This window comes from Microbacterium hydrocarbonoxydans, assembly GCF_011752045.1.
In the GTDB taxonomy this organism is placed as follows: domain Bacteria; phylum Actinomycetota; class Actinomycetes; order Actinomycetales; family Microbacteriaceae; genus Microbacterium.
The window spans coordinates 21,773-34,951 of sequence record NZ_JAAKXW010000005.1 but is presented as its reverse complement, the minus strand read 5'-3'; the positions used below and the strand labels follow the sequence as shown (position 1 = coordinate 34,951).

At 71.3% G+C, this 13,179-nt stretch carries 17 protein-coding genes; 13 read left to right on the top strand and 4 right to left on the bottom strand.

The window, feature by feature from the left end; translation table 11 throughout:
• The first annotated feature begins 6 nt into the window (after positions 1-6).
• The 4 genes from G6G98_RS13965 to G6G98_RS13950 all read left to right on the top strand — a co-directional run bounded on the left by G6G98_RS13965 (position 7) and on the right by G6G98_RS13950 (position 4,750).
• Positions 7-1,035, top strand: a complete 1,029-nt coding sequence (locus G6G98_RS13965) for a carbohydrate ABC transporter permease (protein WP_067353933.1) — start codon at positions 7-9, stop codon at positions 1,033-1,035.
• Positions 1,032-1,913 carry a carbohydrate ABC transporter permease gene (locus G6G98_RS13960; RefSeq protein ID WP_067353930.1) on the top strand — a complete coding sequence of 294 codons (882 nt, stop codon included), beginning with the start codon at positions 1,032-1,034 and terminating at the stop codon, positions 1,911-1,913. Before G6G98_RS13965 ends, G6G98_RS13960 begins: the two co-directional genes overlap by 4 nt.
• Before the next feature lie 106 nt (positions 1,914-2,019).
• On the top strand, positions 2,020-4,275 hold the full coding sequence (locus tag G6G98_RS13955) for a beta-glucosidase family protein (protein WP_067355092.1): 2,256 nt from the start codon (positions 2,020-2,022) through the stop codon (positions 4,273-4,275).
• Positions 4,276-4,402: 127 nt separating this feature from the next.
• The gene (locus G6G98_RS13950) at positions 4,403-4,750 is read left to right on the top strand and encodes a hypothetical protein (protein ID WP_067353926.1); all 348 of its coding nucleotides are present in this window, start codon (positions 4,403-4,405) and stop codon (positions 4,748-4,750) included.
• An 11-nt stretch (positions 4,751-4,761) separates the two neighbouring features.
• Here G6G98_RS13950 and G6G98_RS17180 read toward each other — a convergent pair whose 3' ends face one another.
• Positions 4,762-4,938, bottom strand: coding sequence for a hypothetical protein (locus G6G98_RS17180; protein WP_243842136.1), 177 nt, complete (start codon positions 4,936-4,938; stop codon positions 4,762-4,764).
• On the opposite strand from G6G98_RS17180, the gene G6G98_RS17175 reads away from it, so the two are divergent.
• Positions 4,922-5,197: a hypothetical protein gene (locus tag G6G98_RS17175; protein WP_243842135.1), complete on the top strand. Its 276-nt coding sequence runs from the start codon at positions 4,922-4,924 to the stop codon at positions 5,195-5,197. The two genes, G6G98_RS17180 and G6G98_RS17175, sit on opposite strands and share 17 nt — an antisense overlap.
• Before the next feature lie 169 nt (positions 5,198-5,366).
• Positions 5,367-5,573, top strand: coding sequence for a CsbD family protein (locus tag G6G98_RS13940; protein ID WP_067353920.1), 207 nt, complete (start codon positions 5,367-5,369; stop codon positions 5,571-5,573).
• Between the two features lie 53 nt (positions 5,574-5,626).
• Here G6G98_RS13940 and G6G98_RS13935 read toward each other — a convergent pair whose 3' ends face one another.
• Positions 5,627-5,791, bottom strand: a complete 165-nt coding sequence (locus G6G98_RS13935; protein WP_166706130.1) for a hypothetical protein — start codon at positions 5,789-5,791, stop codon at positions 5,627-5,629.
• A 119-nt stretch (positions 5,792-5,910) separates the two neighbouring features.
• Here G6G98_RS13935 and G6G98_RS13930 point away from each other — a divergent pair, with 119 nt between their 5' ends.
• Genes G6G98_RS13930 through G6G98_RS13915 form a run of 4 tightly spaced genes read left to right on the top strand, consistent with a single transcriptional unit; the run spans position 5,911 to position 9,442 of the window.
• The gene (locus G6G98_RS13930; protein ID WP_067353917.1) at positions 5,911-6,177 is read left to right on the top strand and encodes a DUF7218 family protein; all 267 of its coding nucleotides are present in this window, start codon (positions 5,911-5,913) and stop codon (positions 6,175-6,177) included.
• 8 nt (positions 6,178-6,185) lie between these two features.
• Positions 6,186-7,256 (top strand): carboxylate-amine ligase, encoded by a 1,071-nt coding sequence (locus tag G6G98_RS13925; RefSeq protein ID WP_164234326.1) that lies wholly within the window; start codon positions 6,186-6,188, stop codon positions 7,254-7,256.
• 55 nt (positions 7,257-7,311) lie between these two features.
• A complete protein-coding gene (locus G6G98_RS13920; RefSeq protein WP_164234325.1) occupies positions 7,312-8,697 on the top strand; it encodes an MFS transporter in 1,386 nt (461 codons plus the stop codon).
• A gap of 55 nt (positions 8,698-8,752) precedes the next feature.
• A complete protein-coding gene (locus G6G98_RS13915; RefSeq protein WP_067353901.1) occupies positions 8,753-9,442 on the top strand; it encodes a DUF899 domain-containing protein in 690 nt (229 codons plus the stop codon).
• 6 nt (positions 9,443-9,448) lie between these two features.
• Here the strand turns inward: G6G98_RS13915 and G6G98_RS13910 are convergent, their stop codons facing one another.
• Positions 9,449-10,255, bottom strand: a complete 807-nt coding sequence (locus tag G6G98_RS13910) for an isocitrate lyase/PEP mutase family protein (RefSeq protein WP_164234324.1) — start codon at positions 10,253-10,255, stop codon at positions 9,449-9,451.
• A 79-nt stretch (positions 10,256-10,334) separates the two neighbouring features.
• Here G6G98_RS13910 and G6G98_RS13905 point away from each other — a divergent pair, with 79 nt between their 5' ends.
• The 3 genes from G6G98_RS13905 to G6G98_RS13895 are packed head-to-tail and all read left to right on the top strand — an operon-like array spanning position 10,335 to position 12,033.
• Positions 10,335-10,994, top strand: coding sequence for a hypothetical protein (locus tag G6G98_RS13905; protein WP_164234323.1), 660 nt, complete (start codon positions 10,335-10,337; stop codon positions 10,992-10,994).
• The gene (locus G6G98_RS13900) at positions 10,991-11,551 is read left to right on the top strand and encodes a hypothetical protein (protein ID WP_067353892.1); all 561 of its coding nucleotides are present in this window, start codon (positions 10,991-10,993) and stop codon (positions 11,549-11,551) included. The genes G6G98_RS13905 and G6G98_RS13900 overlap by 4 nt, the downstream gene beginning before the upstream one ends.
• Complete coding sequence (locus tag G6G98_RS13895; RefSeq protein WP_164234322.1) at positions 11,548-12,033, top strand: hypothetical protein; 486 nt, start codon at positions 11,548-11,550, stop codon at positions 12,031-12,033. The genes G6G98_RS13900 and G6G98_RS13895 overlap by 4 nt, the downstream gene beginning before the upstream one ends.
• Here G6G98_RS13895 and G6G98_RS13890 read toward each other — a convergent pair.
• Complete coding sequence (locus tag G6G98_RS13890; protein WP_164234321.1) at positions 11,920-13,176, bottom strand: hypothetical protein; 1,257 nt, start codon at positions 13,174-13,176, stop codon at positions 11,920-11,922. The genes G6G98_RS13895 and G6G98_RS13890 overlap by 114 nt on opposite strands.
• Between the last annotated feature and the right edge of the window lie 3 nt (positions 13,177-13,179).

The window sequence follows — 13,179 nt, the reverse complement described above, 5'->3', positions numbered from 1 at the left end:
CCCGTCATGACCTCGTCCCCGACGATCTCCGACGCGCAGGGCGACGTGGCCACGGCGAACACGACGGGGGGCGGCGCTCGCGCGTCGTCCCCCGCCCGCCGGCGCTGGGGCACCCGTGCCGAGATCGCGCTGCTGGCAGGACCGGCCCTCGTGGTGTTCCTCGCCTTCGTGATCTTCCCCGTCCTGATGGCCGCGTTCTACGGCTTCTTCAGCTGGCAGGGATACGGCCCTCCCACCGACTTCGTCGGCCTGCGGAACTACCTGACGATCCTGCAGGACCCGCTGTTCCACGAGGCCCTCGCCCACAACGGCGTCATCCTCGTGCTCTCGCTGGTGCTGCAGGGCCCCGCGGCGATCCTGCTCGCGCTGCTGCTGAACCGCCGGATGCGCGGCCAGTCCCTCATCCGGGTGCTGATCTTCATCCCGTACGTGATCTCGGAGGTCGTCGTCGGCACCGGCTGGAGCCTCATGCTGCAGACGGCCGGAGCCTTCAACGACCTGCTCGAGTCGATCGGCCTCGGCTTCCTGCGCAACGACTGGCTCTCGAACCCCGACGTCGCGATCTGGACCCTGATGGGGATCATCACCTGGAAGTACGTCGGCTTCGCCGTCATCCTGTTCCTGGCCGGGCTGCAGGGGATCCCGGAGGAGCTCCACGAGGCGGCCGCGATCGACGGCGCCTCCTACTGGCAGATCCAGTGGCGCATCACGCTGCCGCTGCTCGGCCCCACCCTGCGGATCTGGGCGTTCCTGTCGATCATCGGCTCCCTGCAGCTGTTCGACCTCGTCTACATCATCTGGGGCCAGTACATCGCGTCGACGGCCGGCACCTCCACGATGGCGACCTACATGGTGTCGGAGGGACGCAACGCCGGCAACTTCGGCTACGGCAACGCGGTGGCGGTCGTGCTCTTCCTGATCTCGCTCGTCGTCGCCCTCATCTACCAGCGCGCCGTGCTGCGCCGCGACACCGAGGGCGCGCTGACCGGAGCGGGCCGCGCCATGAAGACGACCCCGAGGAAGAGGACCCGATGACCGCGACATCCCTGATCGTCACCCGGCGAACCGGGCGCGCCGGACGCCCCTCGCGCGAGCGGCTGCCCTGGGCGAACCCGACCGTGTACTTCGTCGCTCTGCTCGCGATCGGACTGATGCTGGCCCCGATCGCGTACATCATCCTGGGCGGCTTCCGCACCAACGCCCAGATCACCGCCGATCCGGCAGGCCTCCCTCAGCCGTGGGTGCTGTCGAACTACCTCGACGTGATCACGGGCGGCGTCTTCTGGCGCCAGGTGCTCAACTCCACCGTCGTCGCCCTCGCCACGACCGTCGGCGCCATCGGCCTCGGCCTGATGGCCGCGTACGTCATCGCGCGGTACCGGTTCGCCGGACGCGGAGCGCTGTACGCGCTGTTCGCCGCCGGGCTGATGTTCCCGATCACCGTCGCGATCACGCCGCTGTACATCGTGATCCGCAGCCTCGGCCTGATGAACTCGCTCGGGGGCGTGATCCTTCCGCAGATCGCCTTCGCGCTGCCGACGACGATCATCATCCTGGTGCCCTTCCTGCGGGCGATCCCGGATGAGATCCAGGAGGCCGCCTTCCTCGACGGATGCAGCCGGCTCGGGTTCTTCTGGCGCATGGTTCTGCCGCTGTCCCTCCCCGGCGTGATCACGACGGGCATCCTGGCGTTCATCGGCAGCTGGAACGGCTATCTCCTCCCGCTGTTCATCCTCAACGACGACGCCGCCTTCACCCTGCCGCTGGGCGTGCAGTCGTTCGCCTCGCAGTACTCGGTGGACACCGCCAAGGTGCTCGCCTTCACCTCGCTGTCGATGATCCCCGCGCTGGTCTTCTTCAGCCTCTTCGAGCGGCGGATCGTCGGCGGCCTCACCGGCGCCGTCAAGGGCTGACCGGCATCGGCAGCAGCGACCTCAGAAAGTGATGAACGTGACGAACGTGACGCAGCAGATCATCGGCACCGGCCTCTCCCCGCGGGTGCGGGATCTCCTCTCCCGGATGACTCTGGAGGAGAAGCAGGCCCAGCTGGTCGGCTTCTGGGTCGACCAGGGCGACGAGGTCGTCGCGCCGATGGCCGGCGAGAAGAAGAGCACCACCCGCTACGACGAGGCGACCGCCCACGGCATCGGCCATCTGACGCGCGTGTACGGCACGCGCCCCGTCGATCCCGCAGAACGCGCCGCATGGCTCTGGGGCGAGCAGCGCCGGCTGCAGACGGAGACCCGCCTCGGCATCCCCGCCCTCGTGCACGAGGAGTGCCTGACCGGCCTGGCCGCGTGGCAGGCCGCGACCTTCCCGACGCCGCTGGCGTGGGGAGCGTCGTTCGACCCGGCGCTCGTCGAGGAGACCGGCCGCGCGATCGGCTCGTCGATGCGGGCGCTCGGCATCCATCAGGGGCTCGCACCGGTGCTGGACGTCATCCGCGATCCGCGCTGGGGACGGGTGGACGAGTGCATCTCCGAGGATCCGCTCGTCGTCGGCACGATCGGCACGGCGTACGTCCGGGGCCTGCAGGCCGAGGGAGTGCATGCGACGCTCAAGCACTTCGTCGGGTACTCCGCCTCGAAGGCCGGACGCAACCACGCGCCGGTGAGCGCGGGAACGCGCGAGATCGAGGACGTGCTGCTGCCGCCGTTCGAGATGGCGGTGCGCGAGGGCGGCGTGCGCAGCGTGATGAACTCGTACTCGGAGATCGACGGCGTGCCCGTCGCGGCGGACCCCCGCTATCTCACCGGCATCCTGCGCGAGCGATGGGGCTTCGACGGCGTGGTCGTCTCGGACTACTTCGCAGTGGACTTCCTGCGCAGCATGCATCGCGTCGCGGCAGATCAGGCGGATGCCGCCCGGCTGGCGATCAGTGCCGGCATCGACGTGGAGCTCCCCTCCCCCGACGCGTACCTCACCCTCGCCGAGCAGGTGCGGGACGGTCGCCTCTCCGCAGACGTCCTGGACACGGCCGTCGGCCGGGTGCTGGCGCAGAAGGAGGAGCTGGGCCTTCTCGACGCCGACTTCGACGCCCCTCCGCCGGCTGTCGACCTCGACTCGCCCGCGCACCGGGCCCTCGCGAGGCGGCTCGCCGAGGAGTCGATCGTGCTGCTCAGCAACGACGGCGTGCTTCCGCTCGCCGCCGGTGCGCGGCGCATCGCCGTCATCGGCCCGAACGCCGACAGCTCCGAGGCGCTGATGGGCTGCTACTCGTTCGTGAACCACGTGCTCGCGCATCACCCGCGCGTGCCTGCGGGCATCGCGCTGCCGACCGTGCTCGACGCGGTGCGGAGCGAGTTCCCGGAGGCGACCGTCGGCCACGCCGCCGGCTGCGCGGTCGAAGGCGAGGACCGGAGCGGGATCGCGGACGCCGTCGCCACCGCCTCCTCGGCGGACGTCGCGATCGTCGTGGTGGGCGATCGCGCCGGCCTCTTCGGCCGCGGCACCGTGGGCGAGGGGAACGACGTCGAGTCCCTGGAGCTCCCCGGCGTGCAGCGCGAACTCGTGGAGGCGGTGGTGGCGACCGGCACCCCGGTGATCCTCCTCGCGATGACCGGGCGCCCGTACGCCCTCGACTGGGCTCTGCCCGACCGTGCCGGTGCCGCGGGCGCGGTCGTCGGGCTCGGTGCCGTGAACTCGGCGCCGTCGCCCGTCGCGGAGCAGGCCACGGCATCTCCCGCACGCCCCGCCGCCGTGCTGCAGGCGTTCTTCCCCGGGGAGGAGGGCGCGCCGGCCCTCGCCGCGCTGCTCAGCGGCCGGGTCGCGCCCTCCGGGCGCCTCCCCGTGTCGCTGCCGCGGTCGGCCGGTGCGCAGCCGTACTCCTATCTGCACCCGGTGCTCGGCGGTCGCGCCGACGTCACGAGCGCCGATCCCACGCCCGCGCGCCCGTTCGGGTTCGGTCTGAGCTACACGACCTTCTCGCACAGCGACCTCACCGCCCCGGAGCGCATCGCCGTCGGCGAGACCCTGCGCGCCTCGGTGCGGGTGCGCAACACCGGTGCCGTCGCGGCGGCCGACGTCGTCCAGCTGTATGCCCACGACGAGGTCGCCAGCGTCACGCGCCCGGTCGCGCAGCTGCTCGCCTTCCAGCGGATCGCGCTGCCGCCGGGAGCCGAGGAGACGGTCGTCTTCGAGGTGCCGCTCGATCGGCTCTCCTTCACCGGCCTCGGCGGGGAGCGCGTCGTCGAGCCGGGGACGATCCGGCTCTGGGTGGGCGCAGCCTGCGACGACGAGGAGACGGTCGCGTACGTGGACATCGTGCGGGCCTGACCGTGGCGATGGGGTCGCCCCGGGAAGCCAGGGGCGGCCCATTGTTTCGCCGCGTTTCGCGCCCCGTTCCCTGCTCCCGGCTGCACCCCTACTCTTGCTGAAACGCATCCGACCGACAGGAGCCACCGTGTCCATCCCGCAGAACGACCTTTCGCCCCTTCAGGTGCGTGAGCGTTCGGCGTGCATGTGCAGCCGGGGTGACGTCTGCTCCTCGTTCGCCGCGGGCCATGCGCTGCACCTGATCCAGGCGCGCATCGCGTCGGCCACGCCGGCCGGGTGGGTGGACGCGATCGTCGAGCAGGCGGATGCCGCCACCGGCGACCTCGTCGTGCGAACGCTCGACGGCGACGCACACTCGCTGTGGAACGGCTCGGGCGCTGCGCTCGAGGCGGCTCCGGGCACTCCGGTCGCCCTGCACGCGCGCTACGGCGTGCTCGCCGTGGGCCGCGCGCAGTTCAACGTCGCGGCGGTGTGACGCGGGCGGGATCAGCCCGCCATCATCATGTCCTTCATGGCCATGCAGGCGTCCATGCAGGCCTGGCACGCCTGAGCGCACATCTTGCAGACCTCGCTCTCGTCGGCGTGCATCATGCACATGTCCATGCAGGTCTGGCACATCGCGATGCAGGCGTCGAGCATCGACATCATGGACGCCGGGGTCATGCCCTGCATCCGCATCATCGAGCGCATCATCGTGTTGCACATGTCGGCGCAGTTCATGCAGGCCGGAGAACAGTCCATCATCTGCGTCGAACAGACGACACAGGCCTGCTCGCAGGCCGAACACGCGTCCATGCACGCCTGCATGACGGACATGTCCATCATCGCCATGTCGGGCATCGACATCATGTTCTTCGACATGGCGCCCATCATCATCGAGTCCATCGCACACCGCTTCCGTCGTCGGCATCCGCCGAGGTGAGAGCGGGCAGGACCACCCGCCTGTCGCCAGAGTAGTCCTCGCCGGCCGCCTCGTCGATGGCGGATCGGGGCTTCGCATGCGATGCCCCGATTGTCAATCCCGTGGTGCTCTGCGCGGTGCCGATGAGACGGTGTCGTCTCGACCGGAAACCCATCGAGAGGAGTCGGACATGAGCGCCGGAGACGAGATGAAGAACGCCGCCGAGAAGCTGGGCGGAAAGGTCAAGGAGGGTGTCGGCAAGGCGACCGACAACGAGAAGCTGGAGAACGAGGGCCGGCTCGACCAGGCCAAGGCGGACGCGAAGGATGCGGTCGACGACGCCAAGGACGCCGCGAAGAAGGCGGGCGACAGCGTGAGGGACGCCTTCAAGGAGTGAGCCGGAGGGCACAGCGAGCGGGACCCTCCGGGAGGAGGGCCCCGCTCGTCGCCTCAGACCCTGCTGCGACCGCCGATCGCCCTGATCAGCCACGCGATCACTGCGATCGCGAGAAGGACCAGACCGACCCAGAGGAGGAACTGCAGGGACTGCACCAATCCGCCGGTGATCGCGAGGATCACGGCGACGACGACGACGATGATCAGGAGGATGTTCATCGGTCTTCCCTTCTGCCGAGGACGAGACGTCCGTGTGTGACCTCACCGTAGCCACGGGCGCCCCGCCCGCCGAGGGGCTTGACGCAGGACCCTCCTGGTGCCATGGAAGGAGACAGGACATGCCTGGACGGCGGAACAGCTCCCTGAAGGACCCGGAGCTGTATGAGGAGCTCCGCGAGGACGGAGCGTCGAAGGAGAAGGCGGCGCGCATCTCGAACGCCGCCGCGAAGGAGGGCCGCAGCACCATAGGCCGACGGGGAGGCGAGCACGGCGACTACGACGACTGGACCGTCGAGGAGCTGCGCAGGCGCGCGAAGGAGCTGGGCCTGCACGGCTACAGCGGCAAGCGGAAGTCCGAGCTCATCTCGGACCTCCGGAACCACTAGGAGCACCCATGAACAGGTTCGGGGTCGAGGAGGAGTTCGTCCTCCTCGACGAGGAGACGCTCGTCCCGATCGGGATGAGCGACGGCTCCCGCGAGCGCATCACCGGTCACAGCGCCGGCGGCGAGGTGATGCCGGAGTACCTCACCTGTCAGTTCGAGTGCGTCACCGAGCCGGCGCAGTCGAGGGCGGATGCCGAGGAGCAGCTGCGGCGGATGCGCGGACTGATCGGCGCCCATGCGGCGCAGCACCGCGCGATCGCCGCGGCCTCGGCCACGCCGTTCATATCGCCAGGCGGCCTGGTCGTCTCCTCCTCCGCGCATTACGCCGAGGTCGCCACCCAGTTGGCCGAGATCACCAGGGAGCACGAGGTGAACGGGCTGCACGTTCATGTCGAGGTCGACGGCGACGAGGAGCGGGTGCAGGCCCTGAACCGCATCAGAGGCTGGCTCCCGGCGCTGCTCGCGCTCACCGGCAACGGCCCGTTCACGCACGGCAGGCACTCCGGGTTCGCGAGCTGGCGGAGCATCCTGATCCGGCGGCTGCCGTCGTCGTGGTGCCCGCCGTACTTCCGCGACCTCGACGACTACCGCGCCAGGGTCGGCCACCTCATCGCCCTCGAGGCGATCCCTGAGGCCGGCTCGCTGGCCTGGGCCGTGCGGCTGTCGGAGCGGTTCCCGACGGTCGAGGTCCGGGTGTTCGACGCCCAGCTGACGCCGGAGGACACTCTGCTCGCGGCCGCTCTCTCCCGGGCGCTGATCCTCAGCGATTCGCCCGACGGCGCGGCGGACCCGGAGCTCGACGCCATCGACGCCGCCCTGTGGATGGCCGCACGCAAGGGAACCGAGGCACGCGTGATCGACCCGACCACCGGAGACGTCGCACCGTTCTGGGAGGTCGCCGACGCGATGCTCGAGCACGCGCGTCCGGCGCTCGCCCACCTCGGCGACGAGGAGTTCGTCACCGAGCGCATCGCCAGGGTCCGCGCGGAGGGCACCGGTGCGCAGCGGCAGGAGCGGGCATTCCAGCGAGAGGGCGTCGCCGGTCTGAGGGAGCTGTACCGCTCGGGCACGAGCTTCTGACCTGCCGCGTCCCGATTCGGCCCCTCCCCTGCGGGGCCGGGAGTATCGTCGGGCTGTGGCCTCCTTCGCCCCGACTCAGCGACTCGTCATCACGATCGCGATCCTCGCGTCCTTCGTGACCTTCCTCGACGGCACCGTCGTCACGGTCGCCCTGCCGGCGATCAGCCGCGAACTCGGCGGAGGCCTGATCACCCAGCAGTGGGTGGTCGACGCATACCTGATCACGCTGAGCGCGCTGATCCTGCTCGCGGGCTCGGTGTCCGACGCCTACGGCCGCGTGCTCGTGATGCGGATCGGGCTGATCGCGTTCGGCGCGGCATCCGTCGCCGTGGCCGCCGCACCCGATCCGCTCATCCTGATCATCGCCCGCGCCGCGCAGGGAGCCGCAGGCGCCCTCCTGGTGCCGAGCTCCCTGGCCCTCATCACCGCGACCATGCGCGCCGAGGTGCAGTCCCGTGCGATCGGGGTGTGGACCGCGTTCACGACGGCGGCGATGCTCGTCGGCCCGCTCCTGGGCGGGCTGTTCGTGGATCTGCTCTCCTGGCGCTTCGTCTTCCTCATCAACGTCCTCCCCATCGGCGTCACGCTCGTGCTCCTCGCGCGGCTGCATCTGCCCGAGCATCCGCGCGGCGTCCGAGTGGACTGGTGGAGCGGCGCGCTGTGCGCCGTCGGCCTCGGCGCCGTCGTGTTCGCGCTCATCGAGCAGCCGAACCTCGGCTGGGGCTCCCCGGGGATCTGGATCCCCGGGGTCGCCGGGGCCGCCCTGTTCGCGCTGTTCCTGGTGCGTCAGCAGCGATCGGCGTCCCCGCTGATGCCGCTGTCTCTGTTCCGCGTGCGCAACTTCGGCTGGGGGAACCTCGCGACGCTGTTCGTCTATGCGGCGCTGTCGCTCAACGGCTTCGTCGTCGGGGTGTACCTGCAGCAGGGCGCCGGCCTCAGCGCGACGGCGGCGGGACTCGCCAGCCTTCCTCTGACGATCCTCATGATCCTGCTGAGCTCCAGGGCCGGAGCGTGGTCGGGCCGGTTCGGCCCGCGCATCTTCATGACCGCCGGCCCGCTGCTGATGGCCGCGGGAACGCTGCTGCTTCTCACCGTCGCCCCGGACTTCGACTACTGGTGGCAGGTGCTCCCCGCCATGATCGTGATGGGTCTCGGCCTGGCCCTCACCGTCGCACCGCTCACCTCGGCCATCCTCGGCGCCATCGACGAGGCCCGATCGGGCATCGCGTCCGCGGTGAACAACGCGGTCGCCCGCGTCGCCGGCCTCCTCGTCGTCGCGATGCTGTCCACGATCGTCGGCGGCACGCTGGATCTCGACGGCTTCCACAGCGCGGCGTGGGTGACCGCCGCGCTGATGGCGATCGGCGGCGCCGTGTCGTGGATCGGCATCCGCCGCAACCCCGTGGAGGAGCCGGCGGAGGTCGCCGACGAGACCCGTTGACCGGGTCCGCGGCCGGGCGCAGACTGGGGACCGCACGGACAACGGAGGTCGCATCGTGAGCACGAAACCCCTTCCCCCCGTCGTCGACGCCGAGACCTGGCAGCGTGAGCTCGACGCCCTGCGCATCCGCGAGAAGGCGGCGACGCGCGAGCTCGACGCCGTCGCCGCCCAGCGCCGGCGGATGCCGATGGTGAAGCTGCCCGAGTACACGCTGGTCGGCGCGGAGGGACCCGTGCGCCTGGCCGACGTGTTCCAGGGGCACTCGCAGCTGATCGTCTACAACCACATGTGGTCCGACGGGAACGAGTGGCAGTGCCCCGGGTGCACGGGCTTCACGTCGCAGTTCACCCGGCTCGACAACCTCGAGCGCTACTACGACGCCCGCTTCGTCATCGTGACGAACGGCTCCATCCAGGAGGCCCTCGCCTACCGGGACCGCGTGGGCAACCGCATGGACTGGTACTCCAGCGCCGGCAGCCCGTTCAGCAGCGACGTCGGGGCTCCCCCGGGCGCCGGGTTCGCGCTCAACGTCTTCCTCCGCGACGGCGACACGGTGTACCGCACCTGGCACACCGACGGCCGCGGCGTGGAGCACCTCGGGTACATCCACGGGCTCATCGACGTGCTGCCCTACGGCCGCCAGGAGGAGTGGGAGGACTCCCCCGCCGGCTGGCCGCAGCACCCGACCTACGCCCAGGGCATGGGCTCGAAGGAGATCGGCGAGCTGTACGGGGTGCGCTCCTGAGCGCGCTCAGAGGCTGAACCGGCGCTGCAGCTCGGCGTAGCCGCGGACCCCGGAGAGGAAGCCGAGGGTCCCGGAGCGCATGAGCTCGGCACCCGCGTCCTCCAGGGCGCTGAACGCCACCCTGGCGAGGCTCCCGCCCAGGCTCACCCGGCGCACGCCGAGGGAGAACAGGGTGGGCGCGTCGATGATGCGCGCGGCGAGTCCTGCCACCACGTTCAGCGGCGCGGGGATCTCCGCGGCGAGGCGCGCGATGGTGTCCTCGTCGTTGACGCCGGGCACGAAGACGCAGTCGGCGCCGGCCTCCACGTAGCGCAGCGCCCGCTCGACGGTCTCCGCGAACGGGTCGTCCGACGCCCCGAGGAAGTACGCGTCGGTGCGTGCGTTGAGCACGAAGGCGCCACGCGGGGCGGCCTCGCGAGCCGCCGTCAGCCTCTCGGCCGCCTCGTCGACGCCGAGCAGCCTGCCGTCGACGGCATCCTCGAGGTTGCCGCCGGCCACCCCGAGGCCGGCGGCCCTGGCGACGGTGGCCGCGACCCCGCGCGGGCTGTCGCCGTACCCCGCCTCCAGGTCGGCGCTCACCGGCACGTCCACGGCCGCCACGATGCGGGCGACCTGCTCGAACATCGTGTCCGGATGCAGCGCGCCGCCGTCCGGCACCCCGTACGACCACGCGATCCCGGCGCTCGTGGTCGCGATCGCCGGAAACCCGATCTGCTCCAGGATGCGCGCGGATCCCGCGTCCCAGGCGTTCGGGATCACGAACCCCGATCCCGCGTGCAGCTCCGCCAGGGCTGCGGCCTTGTCCTGCGTCATGATGAGCGCTCCTCCCGACTCCTCTGTGTATCAGATGCCGGAACGGCGGGCCGCGTCAAGGGCCCGCTAGGCTGACGTCGTGACATCGACGGGGGCGCTCGCGCGTGGTCTGCGCGCCATCCTCACGCGCCTCGCCGACGCCGTCGTCGCGTTCCCGCGACCGGCATGGGCGGTCGCCGCGGTCGCCGTCGTCCTCCTCGTGGTGGTGATCCTCACCGGCGGGCTGGAGCCCGCGCGGTCGTCGCCGGCCCCGGCACGGGCCGGAGAGGAGGTCCGCACCCCGACCTACGCCGTCACGGTGCTCGACGCGCAGTTGACCGACGAGATCGAGGAGCAGCTGCTCGACGCCGACGAGGGCGAGACCCTGCTGGTGATCCGGATGCTGCTGGAGAACCTCTCCGACCGGCCGATCGGGATCCCCTCGAGCACCGACCGCCTCACGTCCAACCTCGTCAGTCCGGGCCGCGCGCTCCTCGAGGTCCACGGCGTCGACCAGTCCGTCGGCCCCACCGTCTGGCGCGACGGCGAATCCGCCGGCTCGCTCGTCCTCCAGCCGGGGGTGCCGAGCGAGGTCGCCGTCGCGTGGAGGGCGGACGAGGACGCGTTCGAGGGAGGCAAGGTGACGATCGACGTGCACGAGGCCGTCGTCCGTCACGGTGCGGTCATCCTCTCGGCATCCGTCGAGACCTGGAACGCGGGAGCGGTCGTGGCGCGCATCACCGCGGAGGCCGGACGATGAGGCCCGCGGCATCCGCCTGGCTCGCCGGAGCCGGCCTCGTCCTCGTCGCCGGCCTGGTCAGCGGGCTCACGCCGGCCGAGGAGTCGCTGTACGATCCGGTGCTCGTGCGCGCGGGCGCCGGCGAGCAGGCGACGGGGCGCACGCTGATCGCCGCCGTCGCCGGCACGTCGTTCGCCGACGAGATCGTCGCCGACGACGGGGACTGGAGGGCGGAGGGCAACTGGCTGGTGGTCGAGATCGTCGCGTCAGCGCCGCGGACGGAGGACGACGCGGAGGTCCCCCTCGCGACGCTCCGCGTCGACGGGCGCGTGTACCAGGCGAGCGAGCGCCCGCCGGACACGATGGTCGACGCGCAGCTCCACGTGGGCACCGACACCGTCGGATTCCTGGCCTTCGAGCTGCCCGACGGCCTCCGCAGCGGAACGGGCGAGCTGCGGCTGACGTCGCAGTACTCGACACCGGAGCTCGATGACGTCCTCGCCTTCACCCTGTCCCTGGACGAGTCGCCGTCCGTCGCGAGCATCGAGCTCGCCGAGCCGCGGATCGGCGCGCCGTGACCGGGTGGCGGGCGCAGCGCGCGCCCCTCATCGCGCTGCTCGTCTCGGCGGCGGCCGTCGTCGGCGTGCACCTCTGGTTCGACGCGCGCCCCGTCGCCGAGAACCAGGAGCCGGCACCCCGGGTCGTCGACGGGGCCGCGGAGCTCGGCGGAAACGAGCTCGACGTCACCTCGGCGCGGTGGGGCGAGTTCGAGGCGCCGGACGGCTCGAGGACGCTGAGCGTGCGGATCGACGCGCACAGCACCGCCGACGCCGAGCTGTGCGGGACCTTCGTGCTCAGCGAGGCCGACGGGGAGCGGGTGTGGCACGATGCCCGTCGCGACCTGGACGTGCCCTTCGACGCCGGGGAGTCGTCGTGCCGGTCGGACTCACCCTCCTACGGCATCCTCTCGGTGTTCCTGCTCCCGGAGGACGCCGACGGCCCCTTCTGGTTCGACGTCTCCGCCGGCGACGAAGAGGCCCGGTTCCGGGTGGAGCCCTGACGCCCGCACGTTGATCCCGGCGGCGGGCCGGCCGACGACGGCGTCGAAGGCCGTGGCGACGACCGCGACGCGCAGGGGCTCGGCGATGACGGCGACGGCGACGAGGATGAGGGGGAAGAACGCGGACCAGAAGTCCCCGTCCTGGCCGCCGATGGCCTCCAGCAGCCCTCGGGTTCCGGCGCGCTCGGCGAGCGCCCAGAGGGCGTACGCGGCGGCGAAGATCCCGAAGAGCAGCGGTCCTCCCCGCCAGATCGCGGCGAGCGCGGCCCCGACGTCCTCGAGCTGGCGCAGCAGCGTCCGCGACAGGGTGCCGGTGGCGCCGCGTCGCGCCTCCATCCGCTGCAGCAGCGGCGGGAGCGTCGCGAAGTCGGCGCCGTAGATGATGCCGGCGACCGCGAGCCAGGCCGCGGGGACGATCACCGCGGCGACGACGATGCCCACGAGCCAGAGGATCGCCTCCCAGATCGTGGCGATCGCCGGGATGCTCGCGGCGACGCCGTCGCCGAACTCGTCCAGCCAGGAGGCGAAGGCGCGCCCCGCGAGCCACTCCCTGACGTCCGCCCACCACTGGGCGACCAGCGTGAACAGCATGAAGGTCCACAGCGCCTCGAGGTACACGGCGAAGGCGAGCGTCCACTCCGGAAGCCGCTCGCGGAACCGCGCGAGCAGGAGCCTCCCGAGCAGGGCGACGACGAGCACGAACACCGGCAGCAGTCCGACCGAGATGAGGCCGCCGCGGTCGCCGAGGTCGGTGAACCCGGACTCGCGGAACGCGACGGCCGAGGCGATGATGAAGAACTCCTTCTGGTCGCGGTCGAGCATGCCCCACGCCGCGTAGAAGGCGAAGAACGGCAGGATGGCCACCAGCGTCGACCGGACGAAGCCTTCGATGCCGGAGCGCGTGCGCTCGGCGGCGTGCGGCATCGACGGCCGCACCGTGAGGTACATCGCGACGTACGACACGAGCCGCGCGGCGACCGCGAGCGGGAGCAGCAGCAGGCCGCCGAGGGTGGTGTGGCCGCCGACGAACCCCGCCAGCTGCACGAGCGCCTGATGCAGCGCCTCCCCGCCCAGGTACCACGCCATGAGGGCGGGCCAGTGCCGGGCGAGGATGCGCCCGAAGGTGCGGAGGGCCTGTCGCATGTG

Coding starts and splice junctions, on each gene's coding strand:
- G6G98_RS13965 (WP_067353933.1), top strand. CDS start 7: ATGACCTCGTCCCCGACGATCTCCGACGCGCAGGGCGACGTGGCCACG.
- G6G98_RS13960 (WP_067353930.1), top strand. CDS start 1,032: ATGACCGCGACATCCCTGATCGTCACCCGGCGAACCGGGCGCGCCGGA.
- G6G98_RS13955 (WP_067355092.1), top strand. CDS start 2,020: ATGACTCTGGAGGAGAAGCAGGCCCAGCTGGTCGGCTTCTGGGTCGAC.
- G6G98_RS17175 (WP_243842135.1), top strand. CDS start 4,922: ATGGACGCCGGGGTCATGCCCTGCATCCGCATCATCGAGCGCATCATC.
- G6G98_RS17180 (WP_243842136.1), bottom strand. CDS start 4,938: ATGACCCCGGCGTCCATGATGTCGATGCTCGACGCCTGCATCGCGATG.
- G6G98_RS13940 (WP_067353920.1), top strand. CDS start 5,367: ATGAGCGCCGGAGACGAGATGAAGAACGCCGCCGAGAAGCTGGGCGGA.
- G6G98_RS13935 (WP_166706130.1), bottom strand. CDS start 5,791: ATGAACATCCTCCTGATCATCGTCGTCGTCGTCGCCGTGATCCTCGCG.
- G6G98_RS13930 (WP_067353917.1), top strand. CDS start 5,911: ATGCCTGGACGGCGGAACAGCTCCCTGAAGGACCCGGAGCTGTATGAG.
- G6G98_RS13925 (WP_164234326.1), top strand. CDS start 6,186: ATGAACAGGTTCGGGGTCGAGGAGGAGTTCGTCCTCCTCGACGAGGAG.
- G6G98_RS13910 (WP_164234324.1), bottom strand. CDS start 10,255: ATGACGCAGGACAAGGCCGCAGCCCTGGCGGAGCTGCACGCGGGATCG.
- G6G98_RS13900 (WP_067353892.1), top strand. CDS start 10,991: ATGAGGCCCGCGGCATCCGCCTGGCTCGCCGGAGCCGGCCTCGTCCTC.
- G6G98_RS13890 (WP_164234321.1), bottom strand. CDS start 13,176: ATGCGACAGGCCCTCCGCACCTTCGGGCGCATCCTCGCCCGGCACTGG.